Below are 18,480 nucleotides of genomic sequence, written 5' to 3' on the forward strand. Positions count from 1 at the left end.
GGGCGGGGGCGTCACAGCGAGGGGTCGTACCGCCCGTCGACCGCTGTCCAGCCGCCGTCGACGGTCAGGACGCTGCCGGTGACGAAGGTAGCCGCGTCGGATACGAGGTAGACCACGGCCCCCGCGATCTCCTCGGGCCGTGCCCACCGCTTCAGCGCGGAGGCCTCGGCGTACGCCGCGAACCAGGCCGGGTCGGCGGCGATCTGATCGGTCAGCGGGGTGCGGACGACGCCGGGCGCGACGGCGTTGAACCGCACCCCGCGCGGCCCCCACTCGGCGGCGGCCGTCCGCAGGAGCTGGATGAGCCCGGCCTTCGACGCGGCGTAGGCGCCCTGCCCCGGTTCGACCTGGAAGGCCCGCATGGACGCGAATCCGACGACGCTCCCCCGCCCGCGTGCGGCCATGCCGGGGGCGACGGCCTGGATGAGCGTGAGGTAGGACCGCAGGTTGAGCCCGATGACCCGGTCGAACTCCTGGAGGCTGTAATCGGCGACGCGCTTGCGGACGTTGACGCCGACGGTGACGACGAGGCCGTCCAGCGGGCCCCACGCGGCGGCCGCGTCCCGTACGGCCTCGGGGTCCAGGACGTCGAGGGGGTAGGGAGTCGCACCGGGGGCCTGCCGTGCCGTCTCCGCCGCGCCCGCCTCATCGCGGTCGGCGACGATGACATGCGCGCCCTGCGCGGCCAGCGCGCGCACCGCCTCGCGGCCGATGCCGCTCGCGCCGCCGACGACCGCGACGCGGCGCCCGTCGAGCCGGAACAGACTGGCGTACTCCATCGTGTCGCTGCCTCTCTCACTCGCCGGGTGTCACTGGTGGCGGGGGCGGGCCGGCGGTGGCGGGGGCCGGCCGGTCAGGGCCGGACGACCGTCATCCGCGTCACCGTCAGCTCCTCGATCGCGAAGCGCGGGCCCTCGCGGCCGATGCCCGAGGCCTTGACGCCGCCGTAGGGCGCGATGTCACTGCGGTAGCCGGGCACTTCGTTGATCACGACGCCGCCCGCCTCCAGTTCCTCGACCGCGCGGAAGGCGGCGCCCAGGTCGCGGGTGAAGAGCGCCGCGTGCAGGCCGTAGCGGCTCGCGTTGACGACGTCGTACGCCGTCTCCAGATCCGGAACCGCGCGCAGGCAGACCACCGGGCCGAAGATCTCCTCGTCCCAGGCGGGCTCCCCGTCCGGCACGCCCGCGAGCAGCGTCGGCGTGAGGCAGCGGCCCTCCCGCGTGCCCCCGGCGACCACGCGGGCGCCCGCCGCGCGGGCCCGCCGGATCCAGTCGGCGACCCGCTCGGTGGCCGCCTCGTCGATGAGGGCGGAGACCCGGGTGGCCGGATCGCGCGGGTCGCCCACGACCACCGCCCGCAGCCGCTCGGCGATCTTCCTCTCCAGCATCTCGGCGACCGCGTCGACGGCGACGACCCGCTGCACGGAGATACAGGCCTGCCCGGACGCGTAGTACCCGCCGCGCACCACCGCGTCCGCCGCCGCGTCGAGATCGGCGTCCGCGGCCACGACGAGCGCGGCGTTGGAGCCCAGCTCCAGTACGACCTTGCGGGGCGCGGCGTCGCGCCCGATGCGGTGGCCGACGGCCGCGGAGCCGGTGAAGGAGACCGCGGCGACGTCCGGGTGGGTGGTGAGGGTGCGGCCCACCTCCGCTCCTCCGGTGACCAGTTGGACCGCTCCGACAGGGACGCCGGCCGCGGCGAGGCGCTCGCGGACGAGGTGGACGAGGCGCAGAGTGGCCAGGGGGGTCGCCGGGGCCGGTTTGACGATGACCGGGCAGCCCGCGGCGAGCGCGGGCGCGATCTTGTGGGAGGCCAGCAGCAGGGGGTAGTTGAAGCCCGCGATGCCGACCACGACGCCGACGGGGCGCCGCGTCCAGAATCCGAAGAGCCCCTCGCCGGACGGCTGGACGTCCAACGGCACGGTCTCGCCGTGCAGATGGCCCACCTCGTCGGCGGCGGCCTGCCAGGTGGCGACGGTCCGCAGCATCTCGATGTCGCAGTCCACGCGCGGCTTGCCGGTCTCCAGGACCAGTTGGTCCACGAGGCCGGGCAGCTCGTCGGTGAGCGCCGCCGCGACGTCGGCGAGCACCTGGCGCCGGGTGTGGGCGGGCAGCGCGCCGACCGTCCTGCGCAGTCCGGCCGCGTGCTCGACGGCCTGCCGCGCGAGCGCCGCGTCACCGACGGGCGCGCGGGCGATCTCGCTGCCGTCGTAGGGGAAGGTGACGGCCCGGCGGCCCGGCGCGGAGACCCAGGCGTCCCCGATGGGCAGCCCGTCCGGGGGCGGGGTGTACGTGGTGGTGTACGTCGTCACCGGGCGCCCCCGGTGAGGAAGGTGCGCGCCGCGGCGGCGTACACGCGCGCGTACTCGCCGATCTCGCGCACCTCGACGTACTCGTCCTTCTGGTGCGCGATCCACTTGCCGCCGGGGCCGTAGACGACGGTGGGCAGTTTGGCGTCGCGGGTGAGGATCGTGCCGTCCGTGGTGCCGGGGACGGCGCCGAACGGTGGTGGCGCGCCGTGGACTTGGCGGTGCCCGGCCACCAGCGCACTCACTACGGGGTGGTCCTCGGCGATCTCGACGGCGGGCCGGTCGTCGACGACGGTCAGGCCGATCTCCACTCCGACCGTGGCGGCCGCGGCGCGCGCCGATTCCTCTACGCGGTCGATGAGTTCGGCGTGGTCGGTGCCCGGGATGGTGCGCACGTCGACGCCGACGACGCCGTGCGCGGGGATGACGTTGAGCTGGTCGGGGTCGCCGCCGAGCAGCACGGTCGGCGTGACGGTCACGCGCCCCGCGTGCGGATGCGTGCCGTAGCGCTCCTCGGCCCACGTCTGGACGGCGGCCAGCGCCTCGACGACGCGGGCGCCCGCCACGATCGGGCTCCTTGCCTCCTGCGGCATCGCGCCGTGCGCCATGACGCCGTGCAGGTCCAGCCGGAGCCGGATGCCGCCGCGGGCGGAGGTGCACACCTCGTACCCCTCGGGTTCGCACACGATGACGGCGTCCACGGACCGCGCGAGCGGCGCGGCAGCGAACGCCTTCGCGCCCAGCATCAGCCCTTCCTCGTCGCACAGCACGCCCACGACGATCCGGCCGGGGAAGGGCCCGGCGAGCTGGAGGGCGCGTACGGCGTAGATCATGGCGGCGACGCCGGACTTCATGTCGGCGGCGCCGCGCCCCCAGAGCCTGCCGTCGCGGATCAGCGCCCCGTAGGGGTCGACGCTCCAGTCGGCCGGATCTCCCTCGGTGACGACGTCGATGTGCCCCTCGAACATCAGGGTCGGTCCTTCGCCGCCCCCGCCCTCGACGACGGCCACGGTGTTGGGCCGGCCCGGGGCGACCTCCACGACGTCGTACGTCCATCCGAACGCGGTGAAGAGGCGCTGGACGAGGAGCGCCGCCGGCCGCTCGACCTCGGCGGCCCCGGCGGCGTTGACGGTGCGCAGCCGCACCAGGTCCTGGGTGAAGGCGACGGCGGCATCGATGTCGACGGCGGGGACGGTGGGGGGTGCGGTGGCCATGGAGAACCTCCAAGTCGTCCGGCCGACCGCGTGATCGACCGCGGGCGCCGTTCGGGACGCGTCGCCCGGTCAGCCGGTCGGACCAGGTGAGTTCCCGTACTCTGCCGCCACGTTCGGGCCGGGTCAACCATCGGATCTTGGGCGGCGGCCCGTGCGCGGCGTGAACCGGCGCGGCGCCAAGAAGATCGCCGGGACCGCCCCGCCCGCGTCAGCCCCGTCGCACCCCGAGTCGGCCCTCCAGTTGGGTCAGCAACTCCCCCAGCAGCCCGCTCAGTTCGCGTTGGCCGGTGCCGTCGAGTACGGACAGGACCACTGTCTCGTAGGCGAGTTGTTCCGGCAGGATCGCGTCGACCAGGTCGCGGCCCGCGTCCGTGAGTCGGACGTGCGCGACGCGGCGGTCCCGTGCGTCGGGGCGGCGGTCGACCAGTTCGCGCTCCTGGAGCTGCTTGAGCCGCTTGGTGACCGCGGCCCCGGAGGAGAAGGTCTCGCGGGCCAGTTCCCCGGGCGTCAGCTCATGACCGGTGCGGCGCAACGCGCCGAGCAGGTCGAACTCGGCGCGGGTCAGGCCCGCCCTGCGCAGCGGGGCGTCCTCGGCCTGCTGGAGGAGGGCCGCGCAGCGGTTGATGCGGCCGATCACCTCCATCGGCCCGGTGTCGATGTCGGGGCGCACCGCCTGCCACTGCCGCACCACCGCGGCCACGGTGTCCCCACCGGGGCCCGCCACCGGACCGTTCTCTGCTCTCATGCTCGTGCGCCCTCCCAGGCGTCGGCGGCCCTCGCGCGAGGCCGCGTCCCCTGACCGTTCTCGTCACTCCGTCGTCGGACCGTCGCCGCGAGCGTACGGTGTCCGGCGCGCTCGGCCGCGATGACCCGCTCTTCGGGCAGGGCCCCGGGCCACCATTCCCCGGCGGCCACGTCGGCCGCGGCACGCAGATCGACGAGGGCCGCGGTGAGCGCGCGCCGCGCCGGTTCGACCGCGCCCGCCCCGGCGAGTTCGGCCTCGGCCCGCTCCCTGGCCCGGTCCACGGCATCGACGGCCTGTTCGATCTGGTCGACGGCCCGCCGGTTGGTGACGAGGACGGCCGCCGCGACGCCGAGCACGGCGCCGAGCAGGGTGTCGACGACGCGGTCGAGGATCAGCTCGCCGGGCTGCTGGAACCGCGCGAACTCGGTGACGAGCAGCGCCATCGGCGTCACGCACACGGTGCCGAGCCAGTAGTTGCGGCTGATCAGCGCCTCCGCGCCGAAGGCGAGAGCGAGGCAGCTCACGACGAGTTCGGCGTGGCCGAGGTGGGCGAACGGCGCGATGGCGGCGAAGGCGAGTACGCCGACGAGGTTGCCGACCACCCGCTGCACCCCCCGGTTCCAGGTGAGCGTCACGTTGGCCTGGTAGAGGGCGGCGGCGGTGACCAGGGCCCAGTAGGGGCGGCCGACGCCGAGCGCGAGCGAGCCGTATCCGGCGAGCGCGCAGCCCACGGCGGTGCGCAGCGCGATGGGCAGCAGGGGGGAGCCGGGCGCGAGCCGACGCCACGGCGGCACCTTGGGCCCGGCCAGTTCGGCGGCGACGCCGAGGAGTTCGTCGCGCTCACCGGGGCGTACGCCGCCGGGGCGCGGGACGACGCCCGTGCCGCGCAGGCCGGCCGCCCAGGCGCGCAGCGCCGCGGGGTCGGCGGTGGCGGGCGCGGCCAGGGCCTCCTCGGCGCGGATGACGAGGCGGGCCAGGGCGTGCCGGGCCTCGGCGGTCCGGGCGCCGGTGGCGAGCAGCGACTGCCAGGCGGCGTGCACGGCACCGGCCGCGGCGGCACGGGCCCGCTCGACGGCAGGCGCGGAGTCCTGGCCGTCGGCGGACGCGGCCTGAGCACTCTCGGCGTACGCCGCGACCGCGTTCAGGGCCCGTGCGGTGGCCCGGCGCTCGGGGCCGTGCGGCCGTACGACGGCGGGCGCCATGCCGATCAGCCAGGCCAGGGCCCCGCCGGCGAGGGTGAGCGCGAGGTGGCCGGGAACCTGCCCGAGGCTCTGCGGGGCGAAGAGGGTGGCCGAGCTGATGAAGGTAAGGATCAGGTGGCCGGGCGGCCCGATGCGGGCCGCGTCGCACAGCGCCTTCTGCGTGGCGGCGAGGATTGCGCCGACGACGACGAGGACCACGGCGCTACTGGTCAGCGAGGCCGTGACCAGCGCGACGGCCACGCTCGCCGACATCCCGGCGACGACCCCCGCCAGGGCGCGCGCCCGGGCGGCGTACGGGAGGTTGTGGGCGTACAGCGCGCAGAACGAACCGGCCATCGTGTACATCACGAGGTCGAGCCGCCCGAGGGCCAGCAGCGTCAGGTTCGGTATCGCGGTGGCCACGACCACGCTGCACGCGGGCTTGAACCAGATGTCGGACGGCTTGCCCGGACGCAGCACCCCGGCGAGCGCGAGCCGACGCGGACGGGTGGAGGGAGGGGACGGGGGCGATGACGGCGGCGGGGCCTGCGGTGGGGGTGGCGTACTGTTCATACCTAAAACATTAGCAAGTGTTTTACCGAGAAACTACATGCCTCGGCGGGCGGCGCCTCGCTCCCCCTTGTGCTCCCCATGCACCCCCGTGCGCTCGCGTACGGCTCCGCGAGCCTGGGCATCGACCCGACGACACCGTCGACAGGGGGAGGTGCGCGGTGCACGGACCGACGCAGGCCGCCTGGCTGCTCGTCGCGCTGTGCGCGGCGACCGGGGCCTACTGTCTGCTGCGGATGCGCAGCCGGATCGAGGAACAGCGCCGTACCGCGGGCGGCGAGGCGCTCATGGGGTTCGGGATGGCGGTGATGGCCGTGCCCGCCGCGGTGATCGCGCTGCCGCGCTGGGCCTGGCTCGGCTACGCCGCGGTGTTCGGGGCGGCCGCGCTGCACGCGCTGTTGACGGCCCGCACGAGCCGTCACCACCTCCACCACCTCATCGGCGCGTCCGCCATGGTGTACATGTCGCTGGCGATGATCACGACGCCGGGCGCGCACGCGGGTCACGGGGGTGCGGGCCTGCCCGCGCTGACGGGTGCCCTCCTGCTCTACTTCGCCGGGTACGTCCTGTGGTCCGGCGCGCGGCTCGCCCCCGCGCGGACGGCCGTGGCGGGCCGGGGCGGCGGCGGCCCCGGGGTACTCGGCTGGGGCGACCGGCCGGAGCTGGCGCGGGCGTGCCGGCTGTCGATGGGGATCGGCATGCTGGCGATGCTGCTGACGCTCTGACCCCCGCCGGGCCGGCCTGGGCGCACCGGCTCCTCCCGGACCGGACGCCTCAGTGGCCGATCAGCGAGGCCAACGCCGTGAGGCTGTCGATCTGCCAGTCCGCCGCCTCGGCCACGGCCGCGTCGTCCGCCCACAGATGGCCCCACGGGCCGCGGCGGATGTGCGCGGTGCGCAGTCCCGCCTGCTGGGCGGGGAAGACGTCGTGCGCGGGGTGATCGCCGACGTAGAGCGTCTCGCGGGGCCCGGCCTGGGCGACTTCGAGCACCCGTGCGAAGAAGGCGGGGTCCGGTTTCGCCACGCCCCAGTCCCCCGAGGTGACGACGAGGTCGACGGGCAGATCGAGGCCGCGCAGGAGTTCGGCGGCGCGTGATGTCGCGTTGCCCGCGACGATGACGCGGACGCCGAGCTTGTGGAGACCGCCGAGGGCGGGCCGCACATCCGGATAGAGGTCGCTCTCGGACAGATGCTCACCGCGGCCCGCCGACTCGCGCGCGTGATAGGCGGAGGCGATGTCCATGTCCGGGCTGATGAGCCGCAGCGCGTCCTGGCCGTCTCCGCCCTGCGCGACGACGGCGCCGACGAGCGCGGACACGGTGTGCCGCGGCATCTTCAGCCAGTCCGCCCACGATGCCCAGTAGCGGTCGTCTTTGGTGAGGGTCTCCCCCACGTCGAACACGATGGTCTCGATCATCTTCCGACACTACGGCGTCCGCCCGCGCGCGCGGGCGGACGCCACTCGGCGGCGGAACGGAGCGACCCGATCGGGGCCCATTTCCTATGCGACGTGCGGACATCGGCCGTGGCGTCCATCACTTGAGGAGACAGCCCATACCCCTCGGTAGCCCGGCCCTCATAGGCTGGGCGGCATGATGGTCCCCGTCGCACTGTTGCTGCTGGGCGCCCTGACGGCGGTCGTCGCCCCCCGGATGCTCGCGCGGGCCGACTGGCCGGAGCGCGAACCGGTGGTCGCGCTCTGGGCCTGGCAGTGCGTGGTGGCGGGCGTCCTGCTCTGCTGCGCGCTGTCGATGACGCTCAGCGCGGCCGCCGCGTGGCAGGCCGTGCGCGGCCATCTCTTCGCGCCCGCCCCGCATGCCGTGGTCGAGGCGTACGCCCTCCAGGCGCCGGGCCCCTGGGCGGCCGCCACCGCCGTGGCGCTGGCCTGCGGTGGCGTGTGGACCGCGGCGATGCTGACCCGGGAGATCGCACTGGCGCGAGCCCGCCGGGCCGGGCGCCGGGCCGAGCTGCTCGTGCGTGCCCCGCTGTTGCCCGGGGAGGAGCCGGGCGCCGACCGCCTCGTCGTCCTGGAGGGCGAGCGTCCGGACGCCTGGTGGCTGCCGGGCCAGGCGCCTCAACTGGTCATCACCACCGCCGCGTTGCGCCGCCTGAAGGGCCGTCAGCTCGATGCGGTGCTCGCGCACGAGCAGGGGCACGCGCAGGCCAGGCACGACTGGCTGCTGCACTGCTCGGGCGCGCTGGCCGCCGGTTTCCCGCAGGTACGGGTGTTCGCCGCGTTCCGCGACCAGATGCACCGCCTGGTGGAGCTGGCCGCCGACGACGTGGCGTCGCGCCGCTTCGGGCGGCTGACGATCGCGCTCGCCCTCGTCGAACTGAACGAGGACCGCGGCGTGTTCGGCCCCTGCCCGACGCCGCACGCGCACGTCCCGCACCGCGTGCACCGGCTGCTCTCCGCCCACCCGCGCCTCACCGCGGCCCACAGACTGCGCCTGACGGCCACCGCGGCGCTGGTCCCGGTGATCCCCGTCCTCGTCACCTTCGTACCGGGTCTGCGGGCGCTGGGCTAGGGCGGGTCCGCGAAGTCGCGTCGTTCGCCCGCAGGGCGGGCGTCGCGGCGTCCGGTGCGTGCTCTCGGCGTGCCGGCCGGAGGCCCTCGTACTGGGCGTACTCGGGCTTTCGGCCGACGCGGCGAGAGTGCGTGCCGCGCGCCGCGGCGCAGACGGGACTTCGCGGACACGCCCTAGGGCACGTCGGCGGGCCGGGGTGCGGCCGGAAAGCCTTCCGCGAGGTGGCCGCCGCGGGTCGCGATGGGCACCCCGCGCGATCGCGGGTACCCGCACCGGGCCGTCCCGGGTGACGCCGCGCCGCTCGCCCGGAGATGGTTTCCATCCCCTTCCGTCGGCGAGGATCCCCGTATGCACCCCGCGACACTGGACTCCCCCACCCGACCGCCCGCCCGCCGGGCCGCGCGCGCCGCGGCGCTGTTCTGCGTCCCGTCCCTCCTGCTGCTCCTCCTGGTGGCGCTGGAGTGGAAGCCGCTGATCTCGCTCGACGAGGGCATCGCCCGCACCACGCACCGCTGGGCGGTGGCCGACCCGGGTCTCACCCGGGCGAGCCGGATCCTCACCGACTGGGTGTGGGACCCATGGACGATGCGCGCGCTGTGCGCGGTGGCCGTCGTCTGGCTCGCGGCACGCGGCGCCCGCCGGTTGGCGTTCTGGTTGGCGGGCACCTGTGTGATGGCCTCGGTGGTGCAGCAGTCGCTGAAGGCCGCGGTGGACCGCCCGCGTCCGGTGTGGTCGGACCCCGTGGACTCCGCGCACTACGCGGCGTTCCCCTCCGGCCACGCGATGACGGCGGCGGTCGTCTGCGGAATGCTGCTGTGGCTGCTGCGTCTGTACGGGGTGGGCCGCACCGCGTGGCGCGCGGCCGTGGCCCTCGCCGTGCTCTCGGTGGCCGGGGTGGGGGTGACCCGCGTCTGGCTCGGCGTCCACTGGCCCACGGACGTCCTCGGCGGCTGGCTGCTCGGCGCGCTGACGGTGGCGCTGGCCATCACGACGTACGCGTACGGGCCCGGCAGGCATGGCGCGAGCGGCTCTTGACCGGTCGTCGGGCGCCCGCGGAGGATCCTGACCATGACGATCAAGGGCGTACTCTTCGACTTCTCCGGAACCCTCTTCCGCATCGAGCCCACCGAAGCCTGGCTGCGCGCCGTGGCCGACGATCTCGGAGTGCCGTTCGCCGACGAGGAGTTGGCGCGGGCCGCGGCCGGCCTGGAGCGGGTGGGAGCGATGCCCGGCGGGACCGTGCCGGTCTCGGTGCCCGCGCGGCTGGCCGAACTGTGGGCGCAGCGCGACCGGAGCGCCGAGCAGCACCGCGCCGCGTACACGGGGGTCGCCCGGGAGGTGGCGCTGCCGGATCCCCGGCTGTACGACGCGCTGTACGAGCGGCACATGACTCCCGAGGCGTGGCGTCCCTACGGTGACTCGGCGGAGGTCCTGGCCGGGCTGCGCGGCCGGGGTGTCCCGGTGGCGGTGGTCAGCAATATCGGGTGGGATCTGCGGCCCGTCTTCCGCGCCCATGGGCTCGACGCGTATGTGAACGCGTACGTCCTGTCGTACGAGCACAGCATCCAGAAGCCGGACCCGCGCCTGTTCGCGCTGGCCTGCGAGGCGCTGGGAGCCGATCCCCGCGACACGCTGATGGTGGGTGACGACCGACGGGCCGACGGCGGGGCGGCGGCGCTCGGGTGCGCGGTGCACTTCGTCGACCATCTGCCGGCCGACCGGCGCCCGCACGCGCTGCGGCCGGTGCTCGACCTGGCCGGGTGAGGTGAGGCGTCGAAGACCTCGTCGAACACCTGTGGGCTGTAGAACCACCTGGGGCCTGCGGAAACACCTGTGAGCAGGCAACACTCCCCCGCAGTGCTGCCTGCCCCAGGCTGTTTCGACCCGCGCCTGGCCTGATGACGACCTCGGTGCGGGACACGACGAGTATACTGGCTCAGAGCCAGTCAACGCAGGAGTTACAGAATGTCCCCGCGTAGCCCGTCGGTCAATGAAGAGTTGCGCAGGCGTTCGCGCGAGCGGTTGCTCCAGGCCACGGTGGAGCTGGTGGGCGAGCGCGGTTACGAGGCGACGACGCTCGGGGACATCGCCGACCGGGCGGGCGCGGCCCGCGGTCTGGTGTCGTACTACTTCCCGGGGAAGCGTCAGCTCCTCCAGTCGGCGGTGCACCGGCTGATGCACCGCACGCTGGAAGCCGCCCTGGAGCGTGAGCCGCCCCCCGATGGCGGCACTGACCGCACCGACGGCGCGGAGGGTGCGGAGCGGCTGGCGCGCGCCATCGACGCGATCCTGGGCCTGGCCCGGGACGAACCGCTGCTCATGCGCACGCACATGGCGGGCATTCTCCAGGCGGAGGGGTTCGTGCAGTGCCCCGAGCAGCAGCGTCTGGCGGAGCTGCTGCGGGACACCGTCGCGCGGTACGGATCGGATGACGTCGACAGGGACTATCCGCTGCTGCGCGCTCTGCTCATGGGCGCGGTCTTCGCCCTGCTCATCCCGGGCGCTCCGATGCCGCTCGCGACACTGCGGGCCGAGCTGTTCCAGCGGTACGGACTGGACTGGGCGCTCGGCGTCCCGCCCAGTGGCGCGCCACCCGATGCCGACGGCGGCGTCGCGGAACGGCTGGGCCGCGCACCCTGACAGCGGGCACCCCGAGTGCGATCCTGAAACCGTCCCGGGGTCGCCTCGCGGAGGGAGCACCACCGTGCTGCACGTCGCCGTCGTCGGTTCGGGTCCCAGCGGGGTGTACGCCGCGCAGTCCCTCGTCCAGCAGGACCGGGTGCCGGGGGTGCGGGTCGATGTGCTCGACCGGCTGCCCTGCCCGTACGGCCTCGTGCGCTACGGCGTCGCGCCGGACCACGAGAAGATCAAGTCGCTCCAGAACAATCTGCGCGCGGTCCTGGAGCACGAGCGCGTGCGCTTCCTCGGGGCCGTCGAGATCGGCCCCGGCGCCCTGCCGCCGGCCGGGCTCCTCGATCTGTACCACGCGGTGGTCTACTGCGTCGGCGCGGCGGCGGACCGCAGGCTCGGAGTGCCCGGCGAGGATCTGCCGGGCAGTCATTCGGCGACCGAGTTCGTCTCCTGGTACAGCGCGCATCCGGACGTGCTGACGGACGGTTTCGAACAGGACGGTTTCGTACGGGGCGTGGAGTCGGCCGTCGTCATCGGCGTGGGGAACGTCGCGGTGGACGTCGCCCGGATCCTCGCCCGCGGCGCGGCCGAGCTGCTGCCCACGGACATGCCGGACGCGGCGCTCGGCGTCCTCGCGGGGAGCCGGGTGCGCGAGGTGCACATGGTGGGGCGGCGCGGGCCCTCGCAGGCGCGGTTCACCACCAAGGAGCTGCGGGAGCTGGGCTCGCTCCCGGACACCGAAGTCGTCGTGGACCCGGCGGAGTTGGCGCTCGACCCCGCGTACGCCGACCCGTCCGGGCTGCCCGCCGCGAGCCGTCGCAACATCGAGGTGCTGCGCGGCTGGGCCGAGCGTCCGCCGCGCGGTCTGCCCCGGCGGATCCGCCTGCGCTTCTTCCTGCGTCCTGTCGCCCTGACGGCCGGGGCCGCGGGCCGCGTCGCCGGGGCGCGCTTCGAGCGCACGCTGCCGGACGGCCGGGGCGGGGTGAGCGGTTCGGGGCAGTACGAGGACATCCCGGCGCAGTTGGTCCTGCGCTCGGTCGGTTACCGCGGGGTGCCGCTGGACGGGCTGCCGTTCGACCCCGAGCGGGGCACGGTCCCGCACGCCGCCGGGCGGGTGCTGCGCGACGGGGCGCCGTCGCCGGGCGAGTACGTCGCCGGGTGGATCAAGCGGGGCCCGACCGGCGTCATCGGCACCAACCGCCCCTGCGCCAAGGAGACGGTGCGGTCCCTGCTGGACGACGCCCCCGAACTCGTACGCAGGGACGTTCCGGAGGATCCGCTGGCGGGGCTGCGCGCGGCGGGTGTGCGGCCGGTTCAGTGGCCGGGGTGGCTGGCGATCGAACGCGCGGAGGCCGAGCTGGGGCGCTCGCTCGGCCGGGGCGTGGTGAAGATCCCGGACTGGGCGGGGCTGCGGCGGGCGGCGCAGGGGCGCTAGGGCGTCTCCGTGAAGTCCCGTCGTTCGCCCGCAGGGCGGGCGGGTCTTCTCGCGGCTGCCGGTCAGCCGTCGGCGCCGAGCCTCTGCGCCTCGCGGGCGGCCGCGGCGAGGACGCTGTCGAGGAGGCCGGGGAAGAGCGCGTCCAGGTCGTCGCGGCGCAGCACGCTCAGCTTGGCCGTGCCCCGATAGATCTGCCGGATCACACCGCTCTCGCGCAGCACCCGGAAGTGGTGCGTGCTCGTCGACTTGGTGACGGGCAGGCCGAAGTGCGAGCAGGCGAGTTCCGCTCCCTCTTCCTTGGCGAGGTCCCGGACGATCCGCATCCGCATGGGGTCGGCGAGGGCGTGCAGCACCGCGTCGAGCCGGATCTCCTCGGGCTCGGGGTGGGCGAGCGTCCTGCTGCTGGCGGCGGCGGTCGTCATGGCGCCATCGTACGACAGTCACCGTAGTTCGGCATGCGCCGTAGTTTGACGATCGCCGTAGTTTGACAACTGCCGTACTACGAGGTCTATCGTACGAGCGGAAGACCAGCCGCGAGTAATGGAGTCCGCCGTGAGCGCCCTGTTCGAGCCGTACACCCTGCGATCGCTGACCATCCCGAACCGGGTCTGGATGCCCCCGATGTGCCAGTACTCGGCCCTCCCGGAGGGGCCCGAAGCAGGTGTCCCGCTGGACTGGCACTTCGCGCACTACGCCGCGCGTGCCGTCGGCGGCACGGGCCTGATCATCGTCGAGGCGACCGCCGTCAGCCCCGAGGGCCGCATCAGCCCGTACGACCTCGGCATATGGAACGACGCCCAGGTGGAGGCGTTCCGCCGCACGACGGCGTTCCTCAAGAGCCAGGGCACCGTCCCCGGCATCCAGATCGCGCACTCCGGACGCAAGGGGTCCACGGGGCGCACCTGGACGGGCGGCGGGCCGGTGGGTCCGCGGGAGCACGGCTGGCAGCCAGTCGCGCCCAGCCCGGTCGCCTTCGACGAGGGCCACCCCGTGCCGACGGAGCTGACCGTCGAGCAGATCCGCGAGATCGTCGGGCAGTTCGCCGACGCGGCGCGGCGCTCGCTCGACGCCGGTTTCGAGGTCGCCGAGATCCATGGCGCACACGGCTATCTGATCGGCGAGTTCCTCTCCCCGCACAGCAACAAGCGCACCGACGCGTACGGCGGTTCGTACGAGAACCGCACGCGTTTCGCCCTGGAGGTCGTCGACGCCGTACGGGCCGTGTGGCCCGAGGACAAGCCGCTGTTCTTCCGCATCTCGGCCACCGACTGGCTGGAGGAGGCGGGCTGGACGGCCGACGACACCGTGCGCTTCGCGACCGCGCTCAAGGAGCACGGGATCGATCTGCTCGACGTGTCCACGGGCGGCAACGCGGCGGGCGTCCGCATCCCCGTCGAGCCCGGCTACCAGGTCCCGTTCGCCGCGCGGGTGAAGGCCGAGACGGATCTCGCGGTCGCCGCGGTCGGCCTCATCACCGACGTGGAGCAGGCCGAGAAGATCCTCGCGGGCGGCGAGGCGGACGCGGTCCTGCTGGGCCGGGAGCTGCTGCGCAACCCCTCGTGGGCGCGGCACGCGGCTCGCGAGGTCGGCGCCGAGGTGCACGTGCCGGACCAGTACCACCGGTCCGTCTGAGCACGCCCCGGCCGTGCACGCGGGTCATTCGGGGATGGCCGCCAGGGTGAAGGAGTGGCCCGCCGGGTCGGAGTAGGTGCGGGTGTCCCGCGGACCGCTGTTGTTCTTCGTGTCCACGGGGCGCGCGCCGTGGCCGACCGCCTCGCGCTCCGCCTCGTCCATGTCGTGCCGGGCCACCATGATCCTCAGGTGCGCCTGCTGCGAGTCCTCGGGGCGGGGCCAGCTCGGCGGGATGTAGTCGCGCTCCCTGTGGACGGCCAGGCAGACCCCGTTCTCATTGGTGATCTCGACGTAGTCGGGGTCCTTGCTCAGCCGGACCTCCGCGCCGAGCAGCCCGGCGTAGAACTCGGCGAGCTGCTCGGGCTCCGAACAGTCCAGGACAAGCACGGCGGTTTTGTGAACGGTCATGACGGGCGGGTCCCCCCGCGATTCCCGGCCAAACGAGGGTGCCGGGTCACTTCATCCACTCCGCCTCGTACTTCGCGTACGTCCCGTCGTGCGTGGCGAGGTGCACGAATTGGTCGACGTACGCCTTGAACTCGTCGTCGCCGCGCGGGATCGCGTACGCCTTCTCCGAGAAGGTGAACGGCTTCTCCGGGTGGAGGGAGCAGAGTTCGGGGTGGATCCTCGACCGGTAGCGGGTCTCGCTCGCGTCCGTCATCATCACGTCCGCCCGGCCGTCGATGATCTCCTGGAAGATCGTGGTGTTCTCCGGGTGGAGCGTGATCGTCGCCCGCTTGATGTGGGCGCGCGCGAACTCCTCGTTGGTGCCGCCGGGGTTGACGATGACCCGGGTGCCCGGCTTGTCGATGTCCTTCAGCGTCCCCGCGCCGAACCTGTCCTTGTCGGCGCACCGCACGATCGGCGTCTTGCCGTCCTCGCGCGTGGGCTCGCCGAAGTAGACGTGGCGGGCGCGCGGCAGGGTGATCGAGACGCCGCCGACGCCGATGTCGCAGCGGCGCGCGGCGACGTCCTTGGTGAGGTTCGCCCAGGTCGTCGCCACGAACTTCGGTTCGGCCCCGAGGCTCTTGGCGAGGTCGCGCGCCATCTCGATGTCAACGCCGCTGTACTTCTTGCCGACGGGGTCCAGCTTCGTGAACGGCGCGTAGTCGCCGGTCGTGCAGACCTTCAGGACGCCCTTTTTCGGCACGGAGTCCAGCAGGCTGCCGCGGTGGCGGTCCGGGCGCGCGCCCGCGTCGGGCAGAGCGGGCGCGGCGGCGGTGGCGGCCAGCAGGCAGACAAGGGCGGACAAGGCGGCGGCACGCTTCACGGAGCCTTCTCACTAGTCGAGCGGCGCGAGCCGCACTGCGGTCAGATCGGGGCCCCCGTCAGCGTAGGCGTCCGCGTCGAACGGGTACAGCGGCCGCTCCACGCGGTGGTGCCCGAGGCGGCAAAGATCCTGGTCCACGCCGCCGGGAGTGAGCGCGAGCAGCCAGTCCGCCGCCATGTCGTACAGCTCGGGCTCCAGGTAGCCGATCTTGACGGCCACGATGTCGTACGTACGAGGGTCGATGCCGAGTCCGCCGTCCCGCGGGCCCATGAAGTCGGCCAGGGTGTGGAACGGCTTGCGCCGCGCGACGAGGATCACGGTGAGGCCGCCGGTGCGGACGGCCGCCATGTCGACCCCGCGGTCGTAGGCGCCGCCCTCCGCGCGGACCTTCTGGTCGGTGGCGTGCTGCAAGGCGACGACGGTGCCGGTGAGTTCGTACGGCCCGCCGTGGTGTGCGTCGACCTTGCCGCCGACGCTCAGCGTGACCTCCGCGCCCACGCCCGCCTCGAAGCAGCGGGCGACGGCGGCCGGGTCGGTGACGCCGGGGTGGACGGCGGTGACCCGCCCGGAGCGGATCGCGTCGTTCTCAAGGAGCTTGCCCAGCATGTACGCGAGGTCGCCCGCGCCGCCCGCCGTCGGGTTGTCGCCCGAGTCGCTGATCAGGAAGGGCCGCCGGGACGAGACGACCGCCCGCTCGACGCACTCCTCGGCGCTGCCCGTCGGTCCGACGAAGACGAAGTCGCGGCGGGCGTCCCAGTAGCGGCGGGCCAGCTTCTCGGCCTCGGCCGCGGCGAGTGCGGCGTCCTCGCCGGTGACGACGACGGCGGCCTTGCAGCGCGGCTCGTCGGCCCAGGCGTAGCCGACCCACAGCGCGGCGTCGAGGATGCCGGGCAGCTTCTCGATCTCGGCGAGCGAGGCGTAGAGGGACTTGGCGGGCTCCAGGCGGGTGCTGGTCTTCTCGCCGGGCAGGAGCACCGGCACCTGTACCCAGGCGCGGTGCGGGCGGATGCCCTCGCGCAGACAGCGGACGAGGTTGCGGGCCGCGCGCTCGCGGGTCTCCCAGGCGTCCTCGTGCGGGGCGAGCCGGTGGGCGGTGAGCAGGTCGACGGGCTCGGCGAAACGGCGTGAGACGTTGCCGTGCAGGTCCATGGCTGCGGAGATCATCGGGCGGCCGGTGCCGTCCGGGGTGCCGACGGAGTCGAGAGCGGCGCGCACCGCTTCGGTGAGGTCGGCCTCGGCGTCGGTGAGCCCGACGACGCTCATCGCGCCGTGGATGTCGTGGACGAGGCCGTCGAGCGGGCCCGCTCGCCGTATGCGCGTGACCAGTTCGTCCTTGAGGGTCAGATACGACGCGGCCTCGACCGGGCCGCCGGGCAGCGAGGTCGCGTGCAGCAGCGGCACCCACTCGACGGCCGCGGCGAGGTCGGAGCCGGGGCGCGTCCAGGTGTAGCGGTCGAGGAGGTCCTGGCCGCGGGTCTGCCGGAAGTCGTCCGTGGTGGAGCGGTGCGGGCAGAAGGTGGAGGACTCGATGCCGATGCCGCCGATGCCGATGCGCAGGCGGCGGTTCGCGGTGGGCGTCATGCGGGGGCACTCGCTTCCTGGGGGGTGGGGGCGGCCGGCGAGGTCGGCAGGTGGTGGCCCAGGGCGGTGAGGCCGGCGCCGAGGAGGCCGGCGTCGACGCCAGTGACGGTGGTGGTGATCTCCAGATCGGCCGTGGCCAGCGGCAGACACCGTTCGTAGAGCACGCCCCGCACGGCGGCCACCAGGGGTTCGGCCGTCGCGAGGACGCCGCCGAGCGCCACGGCCTGCGGGTTGAAGAAGTTGACGACGACGGACAGGACGGTGCCGATGTGCCGCCCCGCCGTGCGGACGAGGGTGGTGGCCTGCGGGTCGCCGTCCGCGACGAGGCGCAGCAGGTCGCCGGTGTCGGCGGCCTCGACGCCCTGGCGGGCGAGTTCGCGGATGAGGGCGGCGCCGCTGGCTACGGTCTCCAAGCAGCCGATGTTGCCGCAGCTGCACGGGCGGTCGCCCGCGGCGTCGACGCGGACGTGGCTGATGTCGCCCGCGCTGCCGTTGGCGCCGCCGTGCGGGCGCCCCGCGGAGATGATGCCGCTGCCGATGCCGCGTCCGGCCTTGACGACGACGAGGTGGTCGAGTCCGGGGCGGGCGACGCGGTGTTCCCCCACGGCCATCATCGTGGCGTCGTTGTCGACGGTGACGGGGATGCCGAGCCGCTCGGCGAGGACGTCCCTGAGCGGGTAGCGGTGCCAGCCGGGCATGCGGGAGGGGCTCAGGACGCGGCCCGTATCCGGTTGCACAGGCCCGGGGAACGCCACACCGAACGCGCGTACGGCACGGCCCTCCTCGCACTGGCGGGCGATGAGGCGGTCGACCTGGTCGCAGAGCCAGTCCACGGCGGACTCGGGTCCCGCGGTGATGTCGTGCGGCAGATCGACGGCGTCCGTGACGGTGCCGCCCAGGTCGACCACGCCGAGCCGCGCGTGGTGGCTGCCGAGGTCCGCCGCGACCGCGACGCCTCCGTGCGCGGCGACCCGCAGGAGCCGTGGCCTGCGACCGCCGCGCGACGCTCCCTCGCCGGACTCGCTGAGAAGCCCCGCGTCGACCAGTTCCTGCACGCGCAGGGAGACCGTCGAGGGGGCGAGGCCCAACTCGCGTACGAGATCGGCCCGGGAGGTGGCCGCCCCCGAGGAGACCAGGTGGACGATGTGCTGCGCCGACCCTGGTCCGCCGAGTGGTGTTCCGGCCATGCCGCCCCCCGTTGCTGCCTGTTGCTGCCTGTTGCTTCGATGTTCTACTTCGATCGCGGCACGAAGACTAGGTCTCCTCGAATCAAGTCCGCTACCCCCGCCGGGTTTTCGGGTCTCTTCCGAACGAAGCTATTGACTTGTTTTTCGCGTGCGGCCTAGCGTTCGGGCGCCGCCCCGTCGTTCTCCGGCACGGGGCCGC

General features: G+C 73.9%; 18 protein-coding genes. 7 read left to right on the plus strand and 11 right to left on the minus strand.

The features are described 5' to 3' along the window. Window positions 1–11: 11 nt before the first annotated feature. From IG54_RS0102300 to IG54_RS0102320, 5 genes are all read right to left on the minus strand, one after another. On the minus strand, window positions 12–779 hold the full coding sequence (locus IG54_RS0102300) for an SDR family NAD(P)-dependent oxidoreductase (RefSeq protein ID WP_030776597.1): 768 nt from the start codon (window positions 777–779) through the stop codon (window positions 12–14). A gap of 74 nt (window positions 780–853) precedes the next feature. Beyond that, window positions 854–2,311 carry an aldehyde dehydrogenase family protein gene (locus IG54_RS0102305; RefSeq protein WP_030776600.1) on the minus strand — a complete coding sequence of 486 codons (1,458 nt, stop codon included), beginning with the start codon at window positions 2,309–2,311 and terminating at the stop codon, window positions 854–856. Next, the gene (locus IG54_RS0102310; protein WP_030776603.1) at window positions 2,308–3,522 is read right to left on the minus strand and encodes a M20 family metallopeptidase; all 1,215 of its coding nucleotides are present in this window, start codon (window positions 3,520–3,522) and stop codon (window positions 2,308–2,310) included. Before IG54_RS0102310 ends, IG54_RS0102305 begins: the two co-directional genes overlap by 4 nt. 208 nt (window positions 3,523–3,730) lie before the next feature. Continuing rightward, the gene (locus tag IG54_RS0102315; RefSeq protein WP_037896064.1) at window positions 3,731–4,267 is read right to left on the minus strand and encodes a MarR family winged helix-turn-helix transcriptional regulator; all 537 of its coding nucleotides are present in this window, start codon (window positions 4,265–4,267) and stop codon (window positions 3,731–3,733) included. Then, window positions 4,264–6,021, minus strand: a complete 1,758-nt coding sequence (locus IG54_RS0102320; protein WP_051819208.1) for an FUSC family protein — start codon at window positions 6,019–6,021, stop codon at window positions 4,264–4,266. The genes IG54_RS0102315 and IG54_RS0102320 overlap by 4 nt, the downstream gene beginning before the upstream one ends. A 158-nt stretch (window positions 6,022–6,179) precedes the next feature. Between IG54_RS0102320 and IG54_RS0102325 the strand changes: the two genes are divergently transcribed. Further along, window positions 6,180–6,743, plus strand: coding sequence for a DUF5134 domain-containing protein (locus IG54_RS0102325; protein WP_030776610.1), 564 nt, complete (start codon window positions 6,180–6,182; stop codon window positions 6,741–6,743). 49 nt (window positions 6,744–6,792) lie between these two features. Here the strand turns inward: IG54_RS0102325 and IG54_RS0102330 are convergent, their stop codons facing one another. Next, complete coding sequence (locus tag IG54_RS0102330) at window positions 6,793–7,434, minus strand: HAD family hydrolase (protein WP_030776613.1); 642 nt, start codon at window positions 7,432–7,434, stop codon at window positions 6,793–6,795. Between the two features lie 175 nt (window positions 7,435–7,609). Here IG54_RS0102330 and IG54_RS0102335 point away from each other — a divergent pair, with 175 nt between their 5' ends. The 5 genes from IG54_RS0102335 to IG54_RS0102355 all read left to right on the plus strand — a co-directional run bounded on the left by IG54_RS0102335 (window position 7,610) and on the right by IG54_RS0102355 (window position 12,611). Next, window positions 7,610–8,545 (plus strand): M56 family metallopeptidase, encoded by a 936-nt coding sequence (locus tag IG54_RS0102335; RefSeq protein ID WP_030776616.1) that lies wholly within the window; start codon window positions 7,610–7,612, stop codon window positions 8,543–8,545. A gap of 348 nt (window positions 8,546–8,893) precedes the next feature. Then, window positions 8,894–9,580: a phosphatase PAP2 family protein gene (locus IG54_RS0102340; RefSeq protein ID WP_030776618.1), complete on the plus strand. Its 687-nt coding sequence runs from the start codon at window positions 8,894–8,896 to the stop codon at window positions 9,578–9,580. Window positions 9,581–9,613: 33 nt separating this feature from the next. Continuing rightward, window positions 9,614–10,309 carry an HAD family hydrolase gene (locus IG54_RS0102345; protein WP_030776621.1) on the plus strand — a complete coding sequence of 232 codons (696 nt, stop codon included), beginning with the start codon at window positions 9,614–9,616 and terminating at the stop codon, window positions 10,307–10,309. A gap of 201 nt (window positions 10,310–10,510) precedes the next feature. Continuing rightward, window positions 10,511–11,185: a TetR/AcrR family transcriptional regulator gene (locus tag IG54_RS0102350; protein ID WP_030776622.1), complete on the plus strand. Its 675-nt coding sequence runs from the start codon at window positions 10,511–10,513 to the stop codon at window positions 11,183–11,185. Window positions 11,186–11,249: 64 nt separating this feature from the next. Next, window positions 11,250–12,611, plus strand: a complete 1,362-nt coding sequence (locus IG54_RS0102355) for an FAD-dependent oxidoreductase (protein WP_030776624.1) — start codon at window positions 11,250–11,252, stop codon at window positions 12,609–12,611. A gap of 62 nt (window positions 12,612–12,673) precedes the next feature. On the opposite strand, the gene IG54_RS0102360 is transcribed toward IG54_RS0102355, so the two are convergent. Next, entirely contained in the window at window positions 12,674–13,033 is a 360-nt protein-coding gene (locus tag IG54_RS0102360) for an ArsR/SmtB family transcription factor (protein WP_030776626.1), read from the minus strand. Between the two features lie 130 nt (window positions 13,034–13,163). Between IG54_RS0102360 and IG54_RS0102365 the strand changes: the two genes are divergently transcribed. Further along, window positions 13,164–14,243: an NADH:flavin oxidoreductase/NADH oxidase gene (locus IG54_RS0102365; protein WP_030776629.1), complete on the plus strand. Its 1,080-nt coding sequence runs from the start codon at window positions 13,164–13,166 to the stop codon at window positions 14,241–14,243. A gap of 24 nt (window positions 14,244–14,267) precedes the next feature. On the opposite strand, the gene IG54_RS0102370 is transcribed toward IG54_RS0102365, so the two are convergent. From IG54_RS0102370 to IG54_RS0102385, 4 genes are read right to left on the minus strand one after another with little or no spacing between them, the layout of a single operon-like run. Next, a complete protein-coding gene (locus tag IG54_RS0102370; protein WP_030776633.1) occupies window positions 14,268–14,651 on the minus strand; it encodes a VOC family protein in 384 nt (127 codons plus the stop codon). A 46-nt stretch (window positions 14,652–14,697) separates the two neighbouring features. After that, a complete protein-coding gene (locus tag IG54_RS0102375) occupies window positions 14,698–15,513 on the minus strand; it encodes a transporter substrate-binding domain-containing protein (protein WP_030776635.1) in 816 nt (271 codons plus the stop codon). Between the two features lie 12 nt (window positions 15,514–15,525). Continuing rightward, on the minus strand, window positions 15,526–17,094 hold the full coding sequence (locus IG54_RS0102380; RefSeq protein WP_030776638.1) for a M81 family metallopeptidase: 1,569 nt from the start codon (window positions 17,092–17,094) through the stop codon (window positions 15,526–15,528). Beyond that, entirely contained in the window at window positions 17,091–18,281 is a 1,191-nt protein-coding gene (locus IG54_RS0102385) for an ROK family transcriptional regulator (RefSeq protein WP_030776641.1), read from the minus strand. The genes IG54_RS0102380 and IG54_RS0102385 overlap by 4 nt, the downstream gene beginning before the upstream one ends. Window positions 18,282–18,480 lie beyond the last annotated feature (199 nt).

Source organism: Streptomyces sp. NRRL S-920 (assembly GCF_000717945.1).
Lineage (GTDB): Bacteria > Actinomycetota > Actinomycetes > Streptomycetales > Streptomycetaceae > Streptomyces > Streptomyces alboniger.

Coding starts and splice junctions, on each gene's coding strand:
- IG54_RS0102310 (WP_030776603.1), bottom strand. CDS start 3,522: ATGGCCACCGCACCCCCCACCGTCCCCGCCGTCGACATCGATGCCGCC.
- IG54_RS0102335 (WP_030776616.1), top strand. CDS start 7,610: ATGATGGTCCCCGTCGCACTGTTGCTGCTGGGCGCCCTGACGGCGGTC.
- IG54_RS0102330 (WP_030776613.1), bottom strand. CDS start 7,434: ATGATCGAGACCATCGTGTTCGACGTGGGGGAGACCCTCACCAAAGAC.
- IG54_RS0102320 (WP_051819208.1), bottom strand. CDS start 6,021: ATGAACAGTACGCCACCCCCACCGCAGGCCCCGCCGCCGTCATCGCCC.
- IG54_RS0102300 (WP_030776597.1), bottom strand. CDS start 779: ATGGAGTACGCCAGTCTGTTCCGGCTCGACGGGCGCCGCGTCGCGGTC.
- IG54_RS0102345 (WP_030776621.1), top strand. CDS start 9,614: ATGACGATCAAGGGCGTACTCTTCGACTTCTCCGGAACCCTCTTCCGC.
- IG54_RS0102340 (WP_030776618.1), top strand. CDS start 8,894: ATGCACCCCGCGACACTGGACTCCCCCACCCGACCGCCCGCCCGCCGG.
- IG54_RS0102350 (WP_030776622.1), top strand. CDS start 10,511: ATGTCCCCGCGTAGCCCGTCGGTCAATGAAGAGTTGCGCAGGCGTTCG.
- IG54_RS0102370 (WP_030776633.1), bottom strand. CDS start 14,651: ATGACCGTTCACAAAACCGCCGTGCTTGTCCTGGACTGTTCGGAGCCC.
- IG54_RS0102380 (WP_030776638.1), bottom strand. CDS start 17,094: ATGACGCCCACCGCGAACCGCCGCCTGCGCATCGGCATCGGCGGCATC.
- IG54_RS0102360 (WP_030776626.1), bottom strand. CDS start 13,033: ATGACGACCGCCGCCGCCAGCAGCAGGACGCTCGCCCACCCCGAGCCC.
- IG54_RS0102385 (WP_030776641.1), bottom strand. CDS start 18,281: ATGGCCGGAACACCACTCGGCGGACCAGGGTCGGCGCAGCACATCGTC.
- IG54_RS0102315 (WP_037896064.1), bottom strand. CDS start 4,267: ATGAGAGCAGAGAACGGTCCGGTGGCGGGCCCCGGTGGGGACACCGTG.